A 17762-nucleotide genomic window follows, 5' to 3' on the forward strand; every position below is an offset into this window, starting at 1 on the left:
CTTTACACCCATGAAAAACACACCGAGCAATATTCCTGAAACCCAGTTGCCCTGGGCAGAAAAGATATATTGTTGAGGATCGGGCGCCTCCGCGCCGGAGGTCAGAAACAAGCCGACAATTTTATAACCAAGGATAAAACCCAATAAAAAGTTCAGTATTAAATCGCCCACCGAAGCAGGTTGACCCACGGTAATCTTCACATCCTGGCTTTGTAGGAGACCATCGCGTTCCTTTCGTTTTAGCTCACGGGTAAGAACATACGCAGCCAATAAAAACGCCAGAGCCACAAAAAAGCCAAAGGAATTTACGAAACGTAGAACACCGACTTTTATCCCAAAAAGATCTTCAAAGGCGTAGTAAAGGTTTGGATACATGAAACGAGAAAGGATTTAGTTGAATTTGCAATGATAAGAAAGGATTTGTGATTTCCCCCTCCCCTATCTAAATAATATGGCCCATGAGCGTTTATGCCCATGCCGGTCTGACTGCATAATCTACCGTTATTATACGATAAAATACTCCCATATCATAATGAAGAAGCTGAAAAAACAATAGCCCCCTGATTTAACAAGGGGGCTATTATCGAACTATAAGTATTTATTTAGCGGTTAAGACCCGCATTTCAATTAACAATACTCATCAAATGCAGCGATCAGGTTATGCGCGATCATCTGGGCAGATCTTCCCTCTATCATGTGACGCTCGATAAAATGAACGAGCTCACCATCCTTGAACAGTGCAATTGACGGAGAAGATGGTGGGTAAGGCAGAAGATGTTCGCGAAGTTTTTTTACGGCATCCAGATCAAACCCTGCAAAGGCGGTAGCTAAATGATCCGGCTTCTTATTTGAATTCATAACCGCCATCAATACACCAGGACGTGCGGTACCTGCCGAGCAGCCACAAACAGAATTAACGACCACAAGTGTAGTGCCTTGCTGTTTCAACTGCTGATCAACGTCTACGGGCGACAATAACTCTGTAAAACCATTTTCTGTTAACTCTTCCTTCATGGGAAGCACTATTTCTGCTGGATACATATTTCAGTGAAATTTTTGGAAATTTTTGAATGCTTTTTAATTAATAAGAACGCAAAATTACGCAAAAGGTTTAATACTAACGACAAAGATCAACCTCTCCAGCCTTTTTGACATGAGCCAACACCCATTTCCGGCGTTTTGACAGAGTCCGTTAGGCATTTCGATCAAGATGGCACAAAGAAGCTGTAAACTTTGCAATGGTACGGCCTTTGTTCTACCCTGTCCAGAAAAAATTAAATAACTAAAAACATAAAACAATGACATTCGTAAAACTTAACAATCGCCCGGTAAAAACTTTCGACACCATTTTCGACGAGTTGTTTAATGGTGCTCAGACCCATTGGAACAACAGCCAGAAATCCGGTTCTGTGCCTGTGAACATTCATGAATCAAAAGACGGCTATCACCTTGAATTCAACGCTCCTGGCCGCAATAAAGAAGATTTCAAAGTTGAAGTAGACAAAGGCTTACTCACCATCAGCTTTGAAAGCAAAGAAACAACCGATAAGCAGGAAGATTACAAAACTGTGCGCAGGGAATTTGGCCTTGGTTCATTCAAGAGATCCTTTACTGTGGATGATAAAGTGAATGTTGATAACATCCAGGCTAAATATGAGAACGGCATTCTGAAAGTATATCTTCCCAAAAAAGAAGAAATTGCCCAGGCCGGCAAACAAATTAACGTGCAGTAATCGTTCTGCAGTATCCATTGTACAGGCATCATTGTACAGTAGTTAGTCTCGGGAAATCATTTTGCAGCAATTGTTCTGCAGAATGATTTCTGCGGCTTTCAAAAGTTCTACACCCGACACTAAGGGTGATCGGACGAAATGTATTGGTAATGATTTACTGATTATGATGTGCTGACAAAACCCAGTACCTGGAATACGTCTCTATGAAAAAGTTTCTTGAATCTGCAGTGTATATTGGTTAATCAAGCTGGACCTGCAGTGTGTATAGGTTAATCAAGGTTTATCTGCAATGAGTATTGGTTAATCAGGCTGTATCTGCAATGGGTATCAGTCAATCAAGCTGGATCTCCAGTGAGTATTGGTTAATGAAGATGTATCTGCAGTGTGATTTGGTTAATCAACCTGTATCTGCAGTGGTTTGGTTAATCAAGATGTAGCTGCAACGCGTATTGTTCGATCAAGCTGATACCCGCTTGTGAAATGCAAAAAGTAACTAATAATTAAAGCAACGTTAATTTCGGCGGCTTTAATCACAACTTTAGCTTTAAAAACCCATCCAGATTCATATCGGGATGGGTTTTTTGTTGTTTTATGTTAACTTCGGGCACGATTTTGCAACTCATGAGAAACCTGGTTCGTACTTTTTGCGTGGCTCTGATTGTGTTTTGGTCCGTAGCTCCTTCTTCCGTGTTAAAAGCACAGGATACTGCTATTGTGGACACCGTCCCGCGTATAACAGATACCCTTCCCATCACACCGGCTGACACGGTGTTACGAATTAAGAATATCAATCCCTACTTCACCCTTCATGTTGATTCCACACTCAACTATAGATTAGAGATCAACAAGGATCCGCGTAATTTTTATTGGTACCTGAGAAACTCGCCCGTCGGACTCCGTATCAATAAAGACAACGGGGTTCTCACCTTCAAAGCTGAGAAGAGCTTTTTCATGTCCGGCAAACTGAAATATGATAACGAATACAGGGTGAATATCGGGGTGCAGAGTTTGAACAACCCCGCAGAGCGTATCGATACATTTTTTTCAATCACTTTTTATAATACCGACATCATTACGTCAAAAGTGAAACCTTCTGTCAGCTCCACCCTGTATGTAGATGAGGGCGACACAATAGCATTCAAGATCCAGTGCGAAAACGGAAGTTTTCCAGTCGAGAACATTACATTTTATGCGAATACGCCGTTGAAGAATTTTACCCAGGTCAAGAAGTGTGATGATGACTTTATGTGGACAGCGCCTTTCGACTTTGTTAAGGAAACCGACTCGGCCCGTGTAAAGGTGCTTCAGCTCAGCTTTATCGGAACAAACCGGTTTATGGCCCGCGACACCGCGCTGGTAAAGATCATTGTGAGAGACGCACTGAACTATCCACTCGCGCTGCAGGAGTATTATCAACAGGTAAAATTTACGGAATCCTATATCCTGCAGATGAAATTCACTTTTATTCAGCTGGATAAGGGCGTAAAAAGAGTGAAGGGAACCCGTACCACTTTTGACATCACTTCATCGACCACAGCATTAACGGGAAGCGTTCTTGCTTCCTCAGCAAGTACAGGCGCGCAGAATGTCGGCAAGGTTATGCCATCCATTGGTGTAACATTGGTTCCCGTTAAAGAAGCGGTCGCACCTCAAAAGGTTTTTGATCAGAACCAGGCCTCCACGCTGAGAGGCAATTACAAGAGGTTGGAATATATGCTCCGTGAAAACCAACTGGTAGGTGAACGTGACCCGGATATTACCAGGAAAACAAATAAACTTAAAGACGAAATCAAGCAGATGCAATCGCAGCTGGTTGATGTGCCCCTGGAAATGTCGAGTGACATGAGCCCCGAGGAACTCGAAAAATACATCAACAGCAATAAAGTAGTTAAGAAATACAGGCTTAAGAAAAAGTAAATGTTAGAACGCCCATCATCACTTTATTCGCATTGTGTTCTGCGTCTTGTATCGATGAGGTATTGAATCTTCCACAACCCTTTCACCCTTACAAGTTGGAAGGAGTTTACCCCGCAATGGCTGAGTTTCCCGGAGAAATAAAATTTATACGGCGTCCACACAGAGGCCAGGTCGCCGTCAATCTTTATTGATTCAAATTGAAATTGTTCATCAAGCGCACCTTTGGCTTGCTTGCTGATTGACGATGCAAAAGCGGCAACGGATTCATTTCTTATTGTGACTTTTCCATCCGGGGTCCGGACAATGGTTTGTAAAACGGCGCTGTCTGCGAAGCTGTTCCGGATAAGATCCGGATCAATATTTTTCATGCCATTGAAAAGTTGATTTATCGACGCTTTCACGCTGTCTTCAGCGTTCTGTGCGTAAGAACCGACGATAATCATAAACAATATTCCCGAAAGAAGAGCGCTTTTCATTTAGAATTGCATTTAAAGTTGCACGATGAATTGAAATTGAATCAAAATCCATTTAAAAGGTCGACCACTGATCCTGGAGATTCTTAAGTATCTCAACTATTATACGAAGTCAACCGCTGATTCGAAAAATTCTTATTAATCTCAACCACTGAATTAAGCCAAACACTGATTATAAAAATTCTATTCACTGGCAACCATCAAAAAAGGTCCAGTAATTGGCTAAAATAAGCCGAATTCACTGAACCTTAATTTATTTACATAAACGGAGCATCAAATAAATGGACGCGGAGGATACACGCTATCCCCGAACCTCACTATTTCACGTAACCGAGAATCTTCAGCATGCTTTGGGCAGTCTGCTCTTTCGCGTACACCCAGTCGACCAGTTTGCCGTTTTTGTCCTTTTCAACGATGATATGTTTTGGCGAAGGAATAAGGCAGTGTTTGATGCCACCGTATCCACTTATCTGGTCCTGATAAGCGCCGGTGTGGAAGAAACCGACATACAAGGGCTCATCATTAGCCACCTTGGGAAGGAAAACTTCGTTTACATGTTCTTCCGAGTCATAGTAATCATGACTGTCGCACGTTATTCCACCCAGCACAACCCGTTGGTACTCCTGGTCCCATTTATTGACAGGTAACAGTAAAAACTTCTCACCAATACCCCAGGTGTCAGGCAAAGTTGTAATGAACGACGAATCGATCATGTACCAGATCTCCCGGTCGTTCTGCTGCTTCTGACCGATCACACTATAGATATGAGCCATGCTTTCACCAACGGTGTAGCTACCGAATTCAGTAAAGATGTTTGGCATCTTAACCTTATTTTTCTTGCAGGCCTTTTTGATGTTACCAACAATCTCATTGATCATGAACTGGTAATCGTATTCGAAACCAAGGGAATGTTTGATCGGAAATCCACCGCCGATATTGATGGAATCCAGTTCAGGGCAGATCTTTTTTAACTGGCAATACAGATTGATGATCTTGTTAAGCTCTGACCAGTAATAAATATCATCTTTGATGCCTTTGTTCAGGAAAATATGAAGCATCTTCAACTGGAACTTGTCTTCATTACCTTCTATCTTATCAACATAAAATTCCAGGATATCCCTTGCCCTGAAACCGAGGCGGGACGTATAAAAAGGAAAGGTTGGTTCTTCTTCAGCTGCCACCCGGATACCTAATTTAAACGGACCTTTTACCGACCTTTTGTAGTTTGCCAGTTCATCCGGATTATCCAGTACGGGTATCACATTTTTGAACCCGGAGTTGAGGAGACCCGCAATACGGCTGGTGTAGGACTTCTGCTTATAACCGTTACAGATGATAAAAATATCCTTGTTGATCTTCCTTTTCTCGTAAAGTTTTTTGATGATTTCAATGTCATACGCATAAGAAGTCTCGAGGTGGATCTCATGCTTTAAGGCTTCTTCAACAACAAAAGAAAAGTGCGAACTTTTGGTACAGTAACAATAGTGATAAGCACCTTCGTAACGGTGTTTTTTGATCGCATTGGCAAACATCTGCTTCGCCTTGTTGATCTGCATCCCGATCTTCGGGAGGTAGGTCAGCTTCATCGGGGTGCCGTATTTATCGATCAGGGCTTTAAGATCAAGACCGTTAAAGTGCAGATAGCTGTCCTTCGTTTCAAAATCTTCCTGGGGATAATTGAAAGTTTGCTTCACCAGATCGGCGTAGCTATTGTTCATGTATTCGTTAGGATTGCTGATAGTTGTAAATTTTAATGATGATGGGATAAAATTTCACAAACAAGAACCAAGATTATACAAAAATAATCCTTTGTGGTATTTACAGAACAACAAAACCGGGCCAGAGCCCGGTTCTTATTATTTAAGCCAGTTTATTATAGAAAGGAGAGCGAATATTCCTGACCGTTTCACTGGTTAAGCTGATTTATTTAACTGAAGCTACAAGAGATTTGAAGCTTGCAGGTTCGTTCATTGCGAGATCTGCGAGGATCTTACGGTCAAGGGTAATGCCTTTTTTATTCAGCAGGTTAATGAACTGGGAATAAGTAAGCCCCTCTTCACGAACTGCCGCATTGATACGGGCGATCCACAAAGCACGGTATTCTCTTTTCTTTAATTTACGGCCTACATATTTATAGGTAAGGCCCTTTTCCATTACGTTTTTCGCAACGGTATAGACATTTTTACGCTTGCCATAGTAACCCTTGGCAGCTTTTAATATACGTTTTCTGCGGGCTCTGGAGGCAACTGCATTTACTGAACGTGGCATATAATGACTTTATAGTGTTAAATGAATAGATAAGATTGAACAGAATGGAATGTTATTTCAATCTTAAAAGCCTTCTTACAAAATCAAGGTTTGACTTATGCACTAATCCATCTTTGCCCAGTGCGCGTTTCCTTCTTTTTGATTTCTTTGTGAGAATGTGTCTCTTGTAAGACTTCTGGTGCGTGATCTTGCCCGTGCCTGTTACTTTGAACCTCTTTTTGGCACTGGAATTCGTTTTTACCTTTGGCATTATATCCAATTTTAATTTTTACACCCTGCTGGCGCCCCCGAACAGACGGAGAACTTTTCGAGCCCTGTGGGTAATCCGGATTTATTTAAAAATCCTGAAATGGGCTGCAAAAGTAGGTAAAATATCTTATAGACTTGCATATTTTTTCATCTAATTGTCAATTGTTAGTTGGCGATTAAATAACTAATTTACGAACCGGCTTTTTACATGTAAACACATACTCACTTATAACTCACTCACCAGTCATATTCCATAATTCATCAAATCAAATCGACCTAACTTCTTACAAATGAGACAATTGCTTCAATTAGCTTGCCTGCTGTGCATGATTTCCGTACTATTCGCCTGCAATTCCCGATCCGGAAAACCACGGGTTCTTGTTTTCAGTAAAACAACGGCATACCGGCACAGTGCCATTCCCGCCGGGAAAGAGGCGCTCCTCAAACTCGGCGCAGAAAATGGCTTCCAGGTGGACACTACAGAAAACGCAGATTACTTCAACCAGGATTCTCTTCAGAACTATTCTGCGGTGATCTTCCTGAATACTACCGGCCACATGCTGAATAATTATCAGCAGGCACAGTTCGAAAGATACATCCAGTCAGGCGGCGGTTTTGTGGGGGTGCATTCGGCCACTGACGGTCACTACGACTGGGGTTGGTACAACCGCCTTGTTGGTGCCCAGTTCGAGAGCCACCCTGAACAACAGGAGGCGAAACTTGATGTAGTGGACCAGACACATATCTCCACGAAACACCTTCCTAAGGAGTGGCGCCGGAAAGACGAATGGTATAATTTCAAACGGATCAATCCCGACATAAAAGTGTTGATCAAAATTGATGAGACCAGCTATAAGGGTGGAAAAAATAATAACAACCATCCGATGGCGTGGTATCATGAGTTTGATGGCGGAAGGTCATTCTATACCGAAATGGGACATACAGACGAATCATATAAGGAGGAAAATTACCTGAAGCACCTTCTTGGCGGTATACAATATGCCATTGGCGACAACAAAAAGCTTGATTTTGCAAAAGCAAAGAGCCTTCCAGTGCCTGATGAGGACCGTTTTACCAAAACGATACTCACCGAGGGAACATTATTTGAGCCAACCGAGATGACCATCCTGCCAAATTTTGATGTGCTGATTGCCCAGCGCCGTGGCGAATTGATGCAGTATAAAAACGCAGATAAAACGTTTAAGCAGGTTGGTTTCCTGAATGTATATCACAAAACAAATACAAAAGGGGTAAATGCGGAAGAAGGTTTCCTGGGTTTGCAGGCAGACCCTGACTTTGCCACTAACCATTATGTATATGCTTTTTACAGCCCTATAGACACCTCTGTAAACAGGCTTTCGCGGTTTAAATTTGAAAATGATACGCTGGATATGAAATCTGAAAAGATCATCCTCCAGTTTTATTCTCAAAGAGAAATCTGTTGCCATACAGGTGGTTCAATCGCTTTTGGCCCCAACAAAGAATTGTTCCTTTCTGCAGGTGATAACTCAACACCTTTTGATGAACCGGGACAGCCCTATACAAACAAAGGTTTCGGGCCTTTGGATGACAGGCCGGGGCATGAACAGTATGACGCCAGGAGATCAGCTGGTAACACAAACGACCTTCGCGGTAAGATCATGCGGATCAAAGTCAATGAAGACGGCTCCTACTCTGTTCCTGAGGGCAACCTCTTTCCAAAAGGTACCGCCAACGCGAGGCCGGAAATTTATGTAATGGGCAATCGTAACCCATACAGGATCTCAGTTGATCAGAAGAAAGGCTATTTGTATTGGGGAGAAGTCGGGCCTGATGCTAACGCAGACAGTACGGGTATCCGTGGCCCGCGTGGCTATGATGAACTGAACCAGGCCAGGAAAGCCGGCTATTTCGGATGGCCGTTGTTTGTAGGAAACAATTATCCGTATAACGCTTATGATTATGCGAGCGGAAAATCAGGTGAAGCATTTGACCCGGCGAAACCCGTGAATAATTCACGCAACAATACCGGTCTCAAAGAACTTCCGGCTGTGTCACCTGCCTTTATCTGGTATCCTTATGGCGAATCGAAAGATTTTCCGCAGGTAGGTTCCGGAGGCAGAAACGCCATGGCAGGACCTATCTATTATACAGATATGTTTCCTAAAGAAACCCGCTACCCTGACTATTTTAATAACAAGTTATTTATCTACGATTGGATCCGTGGCTGGATAAAGGTTGTTACCACCCAGGAAAATGGTGATTTTGACAAGATGGAGCCATTTATGGGGGGAACCAAGTTCAACAGCCTTATCGATATGGAATACGGGCCTGACGGGAAATTATATCTTCTTGAATACGGTTCCGGTTGGTTCTCAAAAAATGCAGATGCGGCTTTGTCAAGGATAGATTACAACGGCGGCAACCGTGCACCAAAACTCTCAGCGTTGAATGTTGACCGGACAACGGGTGCACTTCCGTTTACAATAAAAGCTTCTGTCGAGGCCGTTGACCCGGAGAAAGACAAACTCACCTATGTCTGGAATATTGGCGGAACCAAAAAAGAGACGACTGAACCAACACTCAACCATACCTTCGAAAAAGCAGGCGACTACAACATTTCAGTAGACGTTATGGACGATAAAAAAGCGACGGTAAAAAGTAATACAGTAGCGGTGTATGCCGGTAACGAAACGCCGGTGGTCACCATTGCCATTGCCGGTAACCAGACTTTCTATTTTCCTGGTAAACCCGTTGAATACGCGGTTAACGTGGCGGATAAAGACGATCCGCAGGCGAAGGCCGGTGATTCAAGCCTGGTAGTATCTGCTGAATATATGGAGGGCTCGGACAGGGCTGCATCTTCTCCGGGGCACCAGGTACTTACGGAAGCCATGATGGGTCGGAATACTATGCTTGCACTGGATTGCAAATCATGTCACAAAACAGATGAGAAATCAGTCGGACCAGCTTATAGCGCAGTCGCAAAAAAATATGAAAAAGATCCCAATGCAGTTAATTACCTCGTAGAAAAAATCATCAAAGGTGGCGGGGGTGTCTGGGGTGAAGTAGCGATGCCTGCGCATCCTACTTTGAAAGAAAGTGATGCCAAACAGATTGTCACCTGGATCCGTTCACTCGCTGGTTCAAAGGCTGAGGGAAAAAGTCTCCCCGCAAGTGGTACAATAAACCCTACGCTCAACAAACCGGTCCTTGACCGAGGTATGCTTTATCTCTCCGCGAGCTATACCGATAAAGGTGGTGCCAGCATTAAACCACTTACCGGCGATGCCGTGGTAGTTCTGAGGAATAATAAAATGTCGTTTGGCAGTGTTAAAACGATGACAGGTTATTCTAAATTTAATCTGAATGGCATGACACTCCTCCTGGTTCCAAAAACGAATGGTTCCTTTGTGATAGAGGAGATCGATCTTACCGGGGTGAATGGAATAACAGTAAACGCGGCATGGCGCGAACCTCCTACACATGGATTCACATTTGAATTCCGCCTTGATGATGCAAACGGCAAAGTATTGGGCCAGGCATCACTGCCAGCGGGTGGACCAGCAGGTACACAAACAAAACCTGCCGGAACTGCTATAAAAACCAAAATTGACGCGGTAACTGACGGTAAGAAACATAAGGTTGTTGTGATCAGCAAACCAAATGATCCGAAGGAAGAAAGCCAGGTAGCCTTGCAGAGCGTGCAGTTTAATCCCTAAAAGAGTAGTAAATTATGGTGATAATGTGAAGAGTGAGTACTGCAAATACAACTAACAGATATAGAGACTTCGATATACCGGAGTCTCTATATTTTTGTCATAAACATACATACAGAAGACGCTGAATTTCGTTAGGAACTTACGTACAGCAAATACGTGACGCTGGTTTCCGAAAACTGTTCTGCAATAATTCCGAAAAGATGAAAGTTTTTAACCTTGTTTTCGTAATCCTTTTTGTCCTGTTCGCAGCTTTGCAATACAATGACCCTGATCCGTTTTTGTGGATCCCTGTTTACCTTTATGGGGCCTTCATTTGCTGGATGGGTTACAAGGGAAGAATGAATTTCCTCGCGCTCTTCGCGGGGCTTGCCGCTTTCACCCTCTATGCTGTTTACCTGTTTTTCGCTGAAGACGGGGTGTTATCATGGATAGTGGAACACAACGCTGAAAATATTGCCACATCGATGAAAGCTGAAACACCCTGGATCGAAGATTCACGCGAGTTCTTCGGACTTATTATCCTGATCACCGTGTTCCTGATAAATTACTTTTATTACCGCAAACGTTCCGCGAATAAGTAGGCGCCAGACATTCATTGGTCAAGGTAAGTAGGCGCCAGGCATTCATTGGTCAACGCGATAATCAAGGTTATGTATAATGAATGTTATGCCTCGCCAATGTCGAATCAACCTGGATATGGAAATCATATCAGCGTCAACTATCCCTTAATAAATGTTGTATCCAAAACTGATATAATAAACGGCGCCGATCATTGGGTTACCAAAGGCGCTGACATAATATTTGTTCAGGATGTTTGATCCGCCAATTTTTGCGATGCTCTTGATTTTCGGAAACCTGTGACTGATCTGGGCATCGAAAGTACTGAACGGATCAATTTCGCCAGCCCCAAAAGTTCCCTGCCAGTTTACTTTATCCTGCCACCTGTAAACAAGGTTGAATCCCCAGTTGGTTTTAGCTACTCCCTCATTCGATAGTCCGACATTATACCTGACTTTCGGTGTGTTGAAAAAAGTAATTAATCCATCCGGAACATCCTGTAGCTGATCTCCCGATACATTAGCACGGAAATTGAATCCCTGTCCCATCTGGTAGTCTACGCTTATCCCCCATCCGATCGCCTTTACCGAATTGTCAGAGTTGACCGGGTAAGAATAATTTTCACTTGCAAGAGGGTTCGCAATATTTCCACCCGGCGCTGCGCGTCCCACGGCTACCCGCCCGATGAAATCCTGGTATTCAGAATAGTACACATAACCATCAACCAATAATCTCTTTGTAAGAAGCCCGCGGTAGCCGACCTCAAAACTATTAACCGTCTCTGGTTTAAGATCCTCGAACTCTGCCTTCTTCAACAAGGCTGGGTTTGGTGCGCCCGCTGATACACTTGCCCGGTAAGCTCCTATACTTTCTGCAGTGTAAACAGGGTTGTTGATAAAGTCATAGAATACCTGGAACGATTCAAGCCCACCTATCAGCTTGGCTCCGGGTGTATTCAGGTTGATATACTGATCTTGAGTGGATGGAAACCGGTAAGCGGTCTGGAACGACACCCGGATGTTGTTATCGCGTGCCACTTTCACTGATGCAGTAAACCTCGGAGTGAACCTGCCCTTGAAGTTTGTGCTCTTATCATATCTTCCTGAAGCTGTTAATTTGAGCACATCATTGAACAATCTCTTTTGAACCTGGATCAGGGCACCGACTTCATTTATATTGATTGGACCCGTGGTGTCTGCAAATATGGTTCCTTTTGAATTGAGATGATACCGGCGATAATTGCCTCCCACCAGTACATCAACAAACTTCGTATACTCACTCAGGTCCCATTGGCCCTCGTAATGATATAGGCTAGACTTATCTGCAAACCTGGCTCCCCCGTTTTTAATATCTGTACCAATCGCCTTGTCAAATGCCTGTTTATAAGCATCGGTACCGGGCAGGAATCTTCCATTTTCAGCGGCTGTCCTGGCAGCGCTGTGAGCCTGTTCCTCTGTTCCGCCGTTTCCTTTCACCGTTGAGTACACACCTGTATACTGTGCAAACCAGTCCTGGTTCGGCTTCCAGGCACTGTTAACTGCCACGGCGGCGGTGGTTGCAGTATAAGAATCACCCGAGTTTTCCTGCGTGGTATATCCCCTCAGATACCATGTTTTTCCCCTTACTTCTGCACGGTATTGACCAAGAATAAAATTTTTCAGCGCATACCTGTCGGCACCAGTATAAACAGTTGTACCGGTTCCCCAATAAGCAAGCAGGGAAGCTTCAATATCATTCGTGATTTTATAATAAAGCCCGGCATTAAACTTCAGGCTGAAGGCATCATAGTTCACAACATCTCTTTCATCATATCCGGTACGGCTAACCAGTTGTCCACCGAAATAATTTCTACGTATTCCATTATAAAAAGGGCTTAATAATGCAATACCGGCACGTAACGGTGCTGTCTGGGGTACGTTAGGTATATAGGCGCCCGGGTTATCGAACACCGCATTTATCAGTGCGGGTGTAACCGGCTGTCCTGTTACCTGGCCTATCCCGGCCGCAATCGGCGGCAGGTTCTGTGCCACTGCCACCTGTGCAAAGCTGTTCATACTTGCACTTACCTCATCGCCGTATACATTTACACCGTCATAATTATTATCGGTCTGTCGCGTGCCGCCCTTTACTTCGCTTAAAACATTATTCCGGGCAAGGTTGCGGGTGTCACTCGCCTGCCAGTCTTTTGCACCTATAAATTGTCCACCGATCTTAAAGGCAAATTTTTCACCGACTTTTTTTCCATACCTGAAGGCCCAGTCGTAATATGGTGCTGCGGGACGCTGCCGACCGTCTGTGTGCATTACTCCCTGCTTAACCTGGAAGCTAAGTCCCTGGTATTTAAATGGACTTTTACTGGTCATCAGCAACGTTCCATTCATCCCACCGGGGCCATATAAAGCAGAAGATGCACCCTGCAACAGTTCTGCATTATCGATGTCCAGTTCAGTCGGGCCAACTATTATACCAACCGCAAAGTTCAATGCGGGCGCCTGGTTATCCATTCCGTCTACCAGCTGATTAAAACGAAGATTACCACTTCCATTAAAACCTCTTGTACTTAGCGTATTGAAGGTGATACTCGATGTGGTCATATCTACTCCCTTGAAATTGGCAAGACCCTGGAAGAAACTTGGTGCAGCAGCAGTACGGATAGCCGCTGAACCCATCCTTTCAATGGACACCGGCGATTCAAGTATCCGCTCAGGCACACGGCTGGCTGAAACCACCACCTCAGCACCAAGGCTGGAACCGGGAATAAGATCTATGTTGATAGCCGAATCTGTGGTTGTTACCTGGTAGTCCTGTTGTTCGTACCCGATAGATGTGATCTGCAGAACAAACGGAGGTTTCCTGGTAGTTGTGATCCGGAACCCACCGTTCTCATTAGTAAACCCGCCTTCATTGGTTCCCTGTATAGTAATCGACACAGCGGGAAGAACTTCTTTGGTCAGACTGTTCCTGATGGTTCCACTGATTGTTGTGTTTTGAGCCTGGCTGAAAAGAGAGAAAGAACACAACACAATTAAGATCGCGAGCGGGCAGATGAGTTTTCTCATAATGGCATTTTTAAAGTACAATGCAAACAGATGATAAGCTGGTGAATGAAGTGATCAGGAGATTAACTTCAAACGCTTTGCCACACCCAAAATTTCCTCTTACTTTCTTCCTTAATACAATGGCTACCTGTATATTCGGGCAATGAAGCCACTTAAATTTCCAGGTCAGACAAACTATTACCAGGGTAAAGTTCGGGATGTCTATTCAATAAACGACAATTTATTAGTAATGATTGCGTCGGATCGGATTTCAGCATTCGACGTTGTTCTCCCCCGCCCCATCCCATATAAAGGACAGGTTTTAAACCAGATTGCTGCTTACATGCTGAACGCAACAAAAGATATCTGCCCCAACTGGCTCTCCGACGTTCCTGCGCCCAATGTAACCGTGGGTAAACGATGTAAGCCATTCAGAATTGAAATGGTCGTCCGTGGAAACCTTACCGGTCATGCATGGAGAACTTATGCGAGTGGTGAACGAATTCTTTGCGGTGTGTCCATGCCCGATGGTTTGAAAGAAAACGATTATTTTCCTGAGCCCATCATCACGCCTTCCACCAAAGCAGAAGCGGGACATGATGAAGACATTTCGAAGGAAGAAATTATTAGTTCCGGGCTGGCCACCAGCGCCGAATGGGAAATCCTGGAAAAATATACGTTGGCGCTGTTCCGCCGTGGAAAGGAGATTGCTTCAAAACGAGGACTTATTCTGGTTGATACGAAATATGAGTTTGGAAAGATTGGGGATGAGATCTACCTGATGGATGAAATTCATACCCCGGACTCATCAAGATATTTTTTCGCAGACGGTTTTCAAAAAAGACAGGACGCGGGTGAACGTCAAAAACAACTGAGTAAGGAGTTTGTCAGGGAATGGCTGATTGAAAATAACTTTATGGGAAAGGAAGGTGAGACCGTCCCGGAAATGACCGACGAATGGGTCGATGTAATTTCAAAAAGATATATAGAATTGTATGAAAACGTGATCGGCGAAAAGTTTGTTCCTCAGAAATTATCTGATGAGGAAACCTATCAGCGCATTCTCGATTCGATTAAGAAGTACGTAGCCTGATTTGTCTTTGATATGTTGCTTGATTTGTTTCGATACGTTGCCTGATTTATTTTCAATACGCGACTCACTTTGTTTTCGATACGTTGCCTGATTTATTTTCAATACGCGGCTCGATGTGTTTTCTATACGTTGCTTGATTTAATTTCAATACGTTGCCTGATTTGTTTTCAATACGTGGCTTGATTTGATTTTTATCCGTTGCCAGATTTGTTTTCAATACTTTGCCCGATTACTTTTGAGAGATTAATTGACCGGAATTATCGGTTCCCGTCAATCTTTAATCCCTTCATTCTTTCTTTTGACTTGTTGAAGACCATTATCCCATTTTCTTTGCCCTTTCGCAACTCTTTTTGTGTTTCTTCCGGCAGGTTAATTACATCACGGCAAGCCTCACTGCAACAACCCTGGTATTGGGTGGCGCAAGACTCGCATTGAATAAATAACAGGTGACATGCACTGTTACTGCAATTAGTATGCGTATCGGCAGGTTTGCCGCATTGATGGCATTTTGAAATTATTTCATCACTGATCCGCTCACCAAGGCGGTCATCAAACACAAAGTTTTTCCCTTTGAATTTATTCGGCAGGCCTTTTTCCTTAACTGTATTTGCGTAGTGTATGATACCCCCCTCCAGGTGAAAAACATTATTAAATCCTTTGTGAAGTAAATAAGCACTGGCTTTCTCACACCTGATGCCGCCGGTACAATACATAATGATGGGTTTCTCCTTTTGATCCTTCATCATTTCAGCCGACATCGGTAACTGTTCCCTGAAAGTATCACTTGGTACTTCAATAGCATTCTCAAAATGTCCTACCTCAAACTCGTAATGATTCCGCATATCAATAACGATGGTATCAGGATCATCAGTGAGTTTATTAAATGCTTCTGCATCCACATACCTGCCCTTCCTGCTCATATCAAATGCCGGATCAGTTATTCCATCCGCAACAATTTTGGGTCTGACTTTAATTTTCAGGACCCAGAATGATTTACCATCATCATCAACAGCGATGTTCAATCTTAACTGGTCAAGCGGTGGAAAGCTATACAGCTCTTTTCTGAACTCGTCGAAAAGATTAGCGGGAACGCTAAGTTGTGCATTGATGCCTTCATGAGCTACATAAATGCGGCCGAATACTTTGAGGCTGTTAAAGCGGCGGTAAAGCTCATCCCTGAATGCCTGCGGATCAGGTATAGGGAAATAATGATAGAACGATAAGGTTGTACGCGGTTCAGTTTCCCGGTACAATAATTCTTTGAGTTCCTTTTGAGAAACCCGGTTATGTAAAGCCATGTTTTTGAAATTTGATCCCGTACGTACGGGAGACGAAATCGGACACTTGCAGGGTGAACCAAACTTCATGGCAAAATTATCGAAAAAATGGAAAGGACGTTCGCTCCGGGTAAACTCTTAGTCAACTTCGCGACCACCGATTCCCCTGATACCCAGCCTCACGTCAAAAGTAGCGCGGCCGCCACTCGCAAATCCCCACACCAAATCAAAACGGGCGATTTTAAACAGGTTTTCAAGACCCGCAAAAACTTCTATATATGTTTCTTTGGAATTAAGATAAAACGCATTGCTGCCCGCAACAAGATTCCAGTTAAGTCGTCTGAATAAAGGAATTTTATTGGTTAGCATTCCATTGAAATGATGTTCAACATGGGCTTCTGTAAATATGCGGGCCATATTGCTGAAACGATAATAAGGAAGCACCTGGAAGCTGGCAAGATAATCATTGGCGGTGATGATCTGGTTACCCAGGAAATGGTTATAATCGATAACAGGTACGCTATCCCTCCTTAAAAAACCACCGATAACAAAATTATAACTAAACACTCCTTTGAGATTGAAATTGAAATTGTCAGTTACGCCCAGCCTCCATTTGGTATAGTCAACATCGCTGCCAAGCAACTTATGCACTCCCTGGGTTATACTGCCGGTAAACGTTGGATACTTAGAGCCCATATTTATCCTGCGGTCAGGAAATTCAATATATTTCGATCCGGGTCTCCAACTTAATCCCAAAGTAAGTACCAGCGCCTGGTGCCGGTCAAAATTCTCATCCATGATCTCAGGATAGTTCGGTGTGAACTCCCTGTTTTTAAATTCCCTGAACTTGAAGTCGGTGGTATTTTCCAGCGGTAAACGATCCTGGTAAGTAAGGTTACCAAAAAGATTGAGCCCATCACCAAAACCTTTACGGTAAGTGACCCTTCCGAACCAGGCCTCATAGTTTTTAAGGTGATTTTTTACCCAAAACAGGGTGGAAAGTACGTTGCTTATATCACTGATTGGGTTTTCATTGTTGAACTGGTAAACGCGTTTTCCCCCGGATACGCTGATATTATTTCTATACTTATCGCCAAAATTATAACCTGCAAGCAGGTAGGCATTAAGGTGGGTATTACTGAATCCATATCTGATCACAGGGGTAATGCTTAAACTATGATTAAAGCCAACACTATCAAACCGCCTGGTATAAGTTCCCCTGAAGTTTACAATTGCGCCTTCTGCAGTATTATAACCAACGGTTCGTGCAAGGCCGTTAATGCGATACGTTTCCCGCGATTTCTCCCGATTGAATTCAAGCCCTGAAAATACGATTCCCATCAGGGTGACTTTATTCCGGATCCGGTCAATAGAATCAAGATAGGCCGGGTCCTTCCGGACCACTTCCAGGCTATCCTTTTTGCGGTAATCAAGAATCTCGTCTGTCTGCAAAGG

General features: G+C 43.6%; 13 protein-coding genes and 1 pseudogene. 5 read left to right on the forward strand and 9 right to left on the reverse strand.

Translation table 11 applies throughout. From position 1 onward, the window contains the following. Together ACX0G7_RS26405 and ACX0G7_RS26410 are read right to left on the reverse strand one after the other, a co-directional pair. Nucleotides 1-375, reverse strand: a pseudogene (locus ACX0G7_RS26405) (diacylglyceryl transferase); the annotation flags it as partial. A gap of 252 nt (nt 376-627) precedes the next feature. Then, entirely contained in the window at nt 628-1041 is a 414-nt protein-coding gene (locus ACX0G7_RS26410) for a BrxA/BrxB family bacilliredoxin (RefSeq protein WP_458926549.1), read from the reverse strand. Between the two features lie 257 nt (nt 1042-1298). On the opposite strand from ACX0G7_RS26410, the gene ACX0G7_RS26415 reads away from it, so the two are divergent. Next, nucleotides 1299-1733 carry an Hsp20/alpha crystallin family protein gene (locus ACX0G7_RS26415; RefSeq protein WP_458926550.1) on the forward strand — a complete coding sequence of 145 codons (435 nt, stop codon included), beginning with the start codon at nt 1299-1301 and terminating at the stop codon, nt 1731-1733. Between the two features lie 621 nt (nt 1734-2354). Beyond that, complete coding sequence (locus ACX0G7_RS26420; RefSeq protein ID WP_458926551.1) at nt 2355-3650, forward strand: hypothetical protein; 1296 nt, start codon at nt 2355-2357, stop codon at nt 3648-3650. 23 nt (nt 3651-3673) lie between these two features. Here ACX0G7_RS26420 and ACX0G7_RS26425 read toward each other — a convergent pair whose 3' ends face one another. The 4 genes from ACX0G7_RS26425 to rpmI form a co-directional block, all read right to left on the reverse strand. Next, the gene (locus ACX0G7_RS26425; RefSeq protein ID WP_458926552.1) at nt 3674-4126 is read right to left on the reverse strand and encodes a nuclear transport factor 2 family protein; all 453 of its coding nucleotides are present in this window, start codon (nt 4124-4126) and stop codon (nt 3674-3676) included. A 314-nt stretch (nt 4127-4440) separates the two neighbouring features. Then, nucleotides 4441-5841 carry a type III PLP-dependent enzyme domain-containing protein gene (locus tag ACX0G7_RS26430; RefSeq protein WP_458926553.1) on the reverse strand — a complete coding sequence of 467 codons (1401 nt, stop codon included), beginning with the start codon at nt 5839-5841 and terminating at the stop codon, nt 4441-4443. 205 nt (nt 5842-6046) lie between these two features. Continuing rightward, complete coding sequence (rplT, locus tag ACX0G7_RS26435; RefSeq protein WP_458926554.1) at nt 6047-6391, reverse strand: 50S ribosomal protein L20; 345 nt, start codon at nt 6389-6391, stop codon at nt 6047-6049. Nucleotides 6392-6443: 52 nt separating this feature from the next. Further along, entirely contained in the window at nt 6444-6641 is a 198-nt protein-coding gene (rpmI, locus tag ACX0G7_RS26440; RefSeq protein ID WP_458926555.1) for a 50S ribosomal protein L35, read from the reverse strand. A 289-nt stretch (nt 6642-6930) separates the two neighbouring features. Between rpmI and ACX0G7_RS26445 the strand changes: the two genes are divergently transcribed. Both ACX0G7_RS26445 and ACX0G7_RS26450 read left to right on the forward strand, forming a co-directional pair. Further along, complete coding sequence (locus ACX0G7_RS26445; protein WP_458926556.1) at nt 6931-10341, forward strand: ThuA domain-containing protein; 3411 nt, start codon at nt 6931-6933, stop codon at nt 10339-10341. Nucleotides 10342-10541: 200 nt separating this feature from the next. Continuing rightward, a complete protein-coding gene (locus tag ACX0G7_RS26450; protein WP_458926557.1) occupies nt 10542-10922 on the forward strand; it encodes a transmembrane 220 family protein in 381 nt (126 codons plus the stop codon). 144 nt (nt 10923-11066) lie between these two features. Here ACX0G7_RS26450 and ACX0G7_RS26455 read toward each other — a convergent pair whose 3' ends face one another. Beyond that, nucleotides 11067-13958 (reverse strand): TonB-dependent receptor, encoded by a 2892-nt coding sequence (locus ACX0G7_RS26455; protein WP_458926558.1) that lies wholly within the window; start codon nt 13956-13958, stop codon nt 11067-11069. Between the two features lie 142 nt (nt 13959-14100). Here ACX0G7_RS26455 and ACX0G7_RS26460 point away from each other — a divergent pair, with 142 nt between their 5' ends. Further along, nucleotides 14101-15030 carry a phosphoribosylaminoimidazolesuccinocarboxamide synthase gene (locus ACX0G7_RS26460; protein WP_458926559.1) on the forward strand — a complete coding sequence of 310 codons (930 nt, stop codon included), beginning with the start codon at nt 14101-14103 and terminating at the stop codon, nt 15028-15030. A 257-nt stretch (nt 15031-15287) separates the two neighbouring features. Here the strand turns inward: ACX0G7_RS26460 and trhO are convergent, their stop codons facing one another. Both trhO and ACX0G7_RS26470 read right to left on the reverse strand, forming a co-directional pair. Beyond that, nucleotides 15288-16328 (reverse strand): oxygen-dependent tRNA uridine(34) hydroxylase TrhO, encoded by a 1041-nt coding sequence (gene trhO / locus ACX0G7_RS26465; protein WP_458926560.1) that lies wholly within the window; start codon nt 16326-16328, stop codon nt 15288-15290. Nucleotides 16329-16445: 117 nt separating this feature from the next. Next, a partial coding sequence (locus tag ACX0G7_RS26470; protein ID WP_458926561.1) for a DUF5686 family protein occupies nt 16446-17762 on the reverse strand: 1317 nt, incomplete at its 5' end.

The sequence above is a fragment of the Flavitalea antarctica genome, from assembly GCF_054461535.1.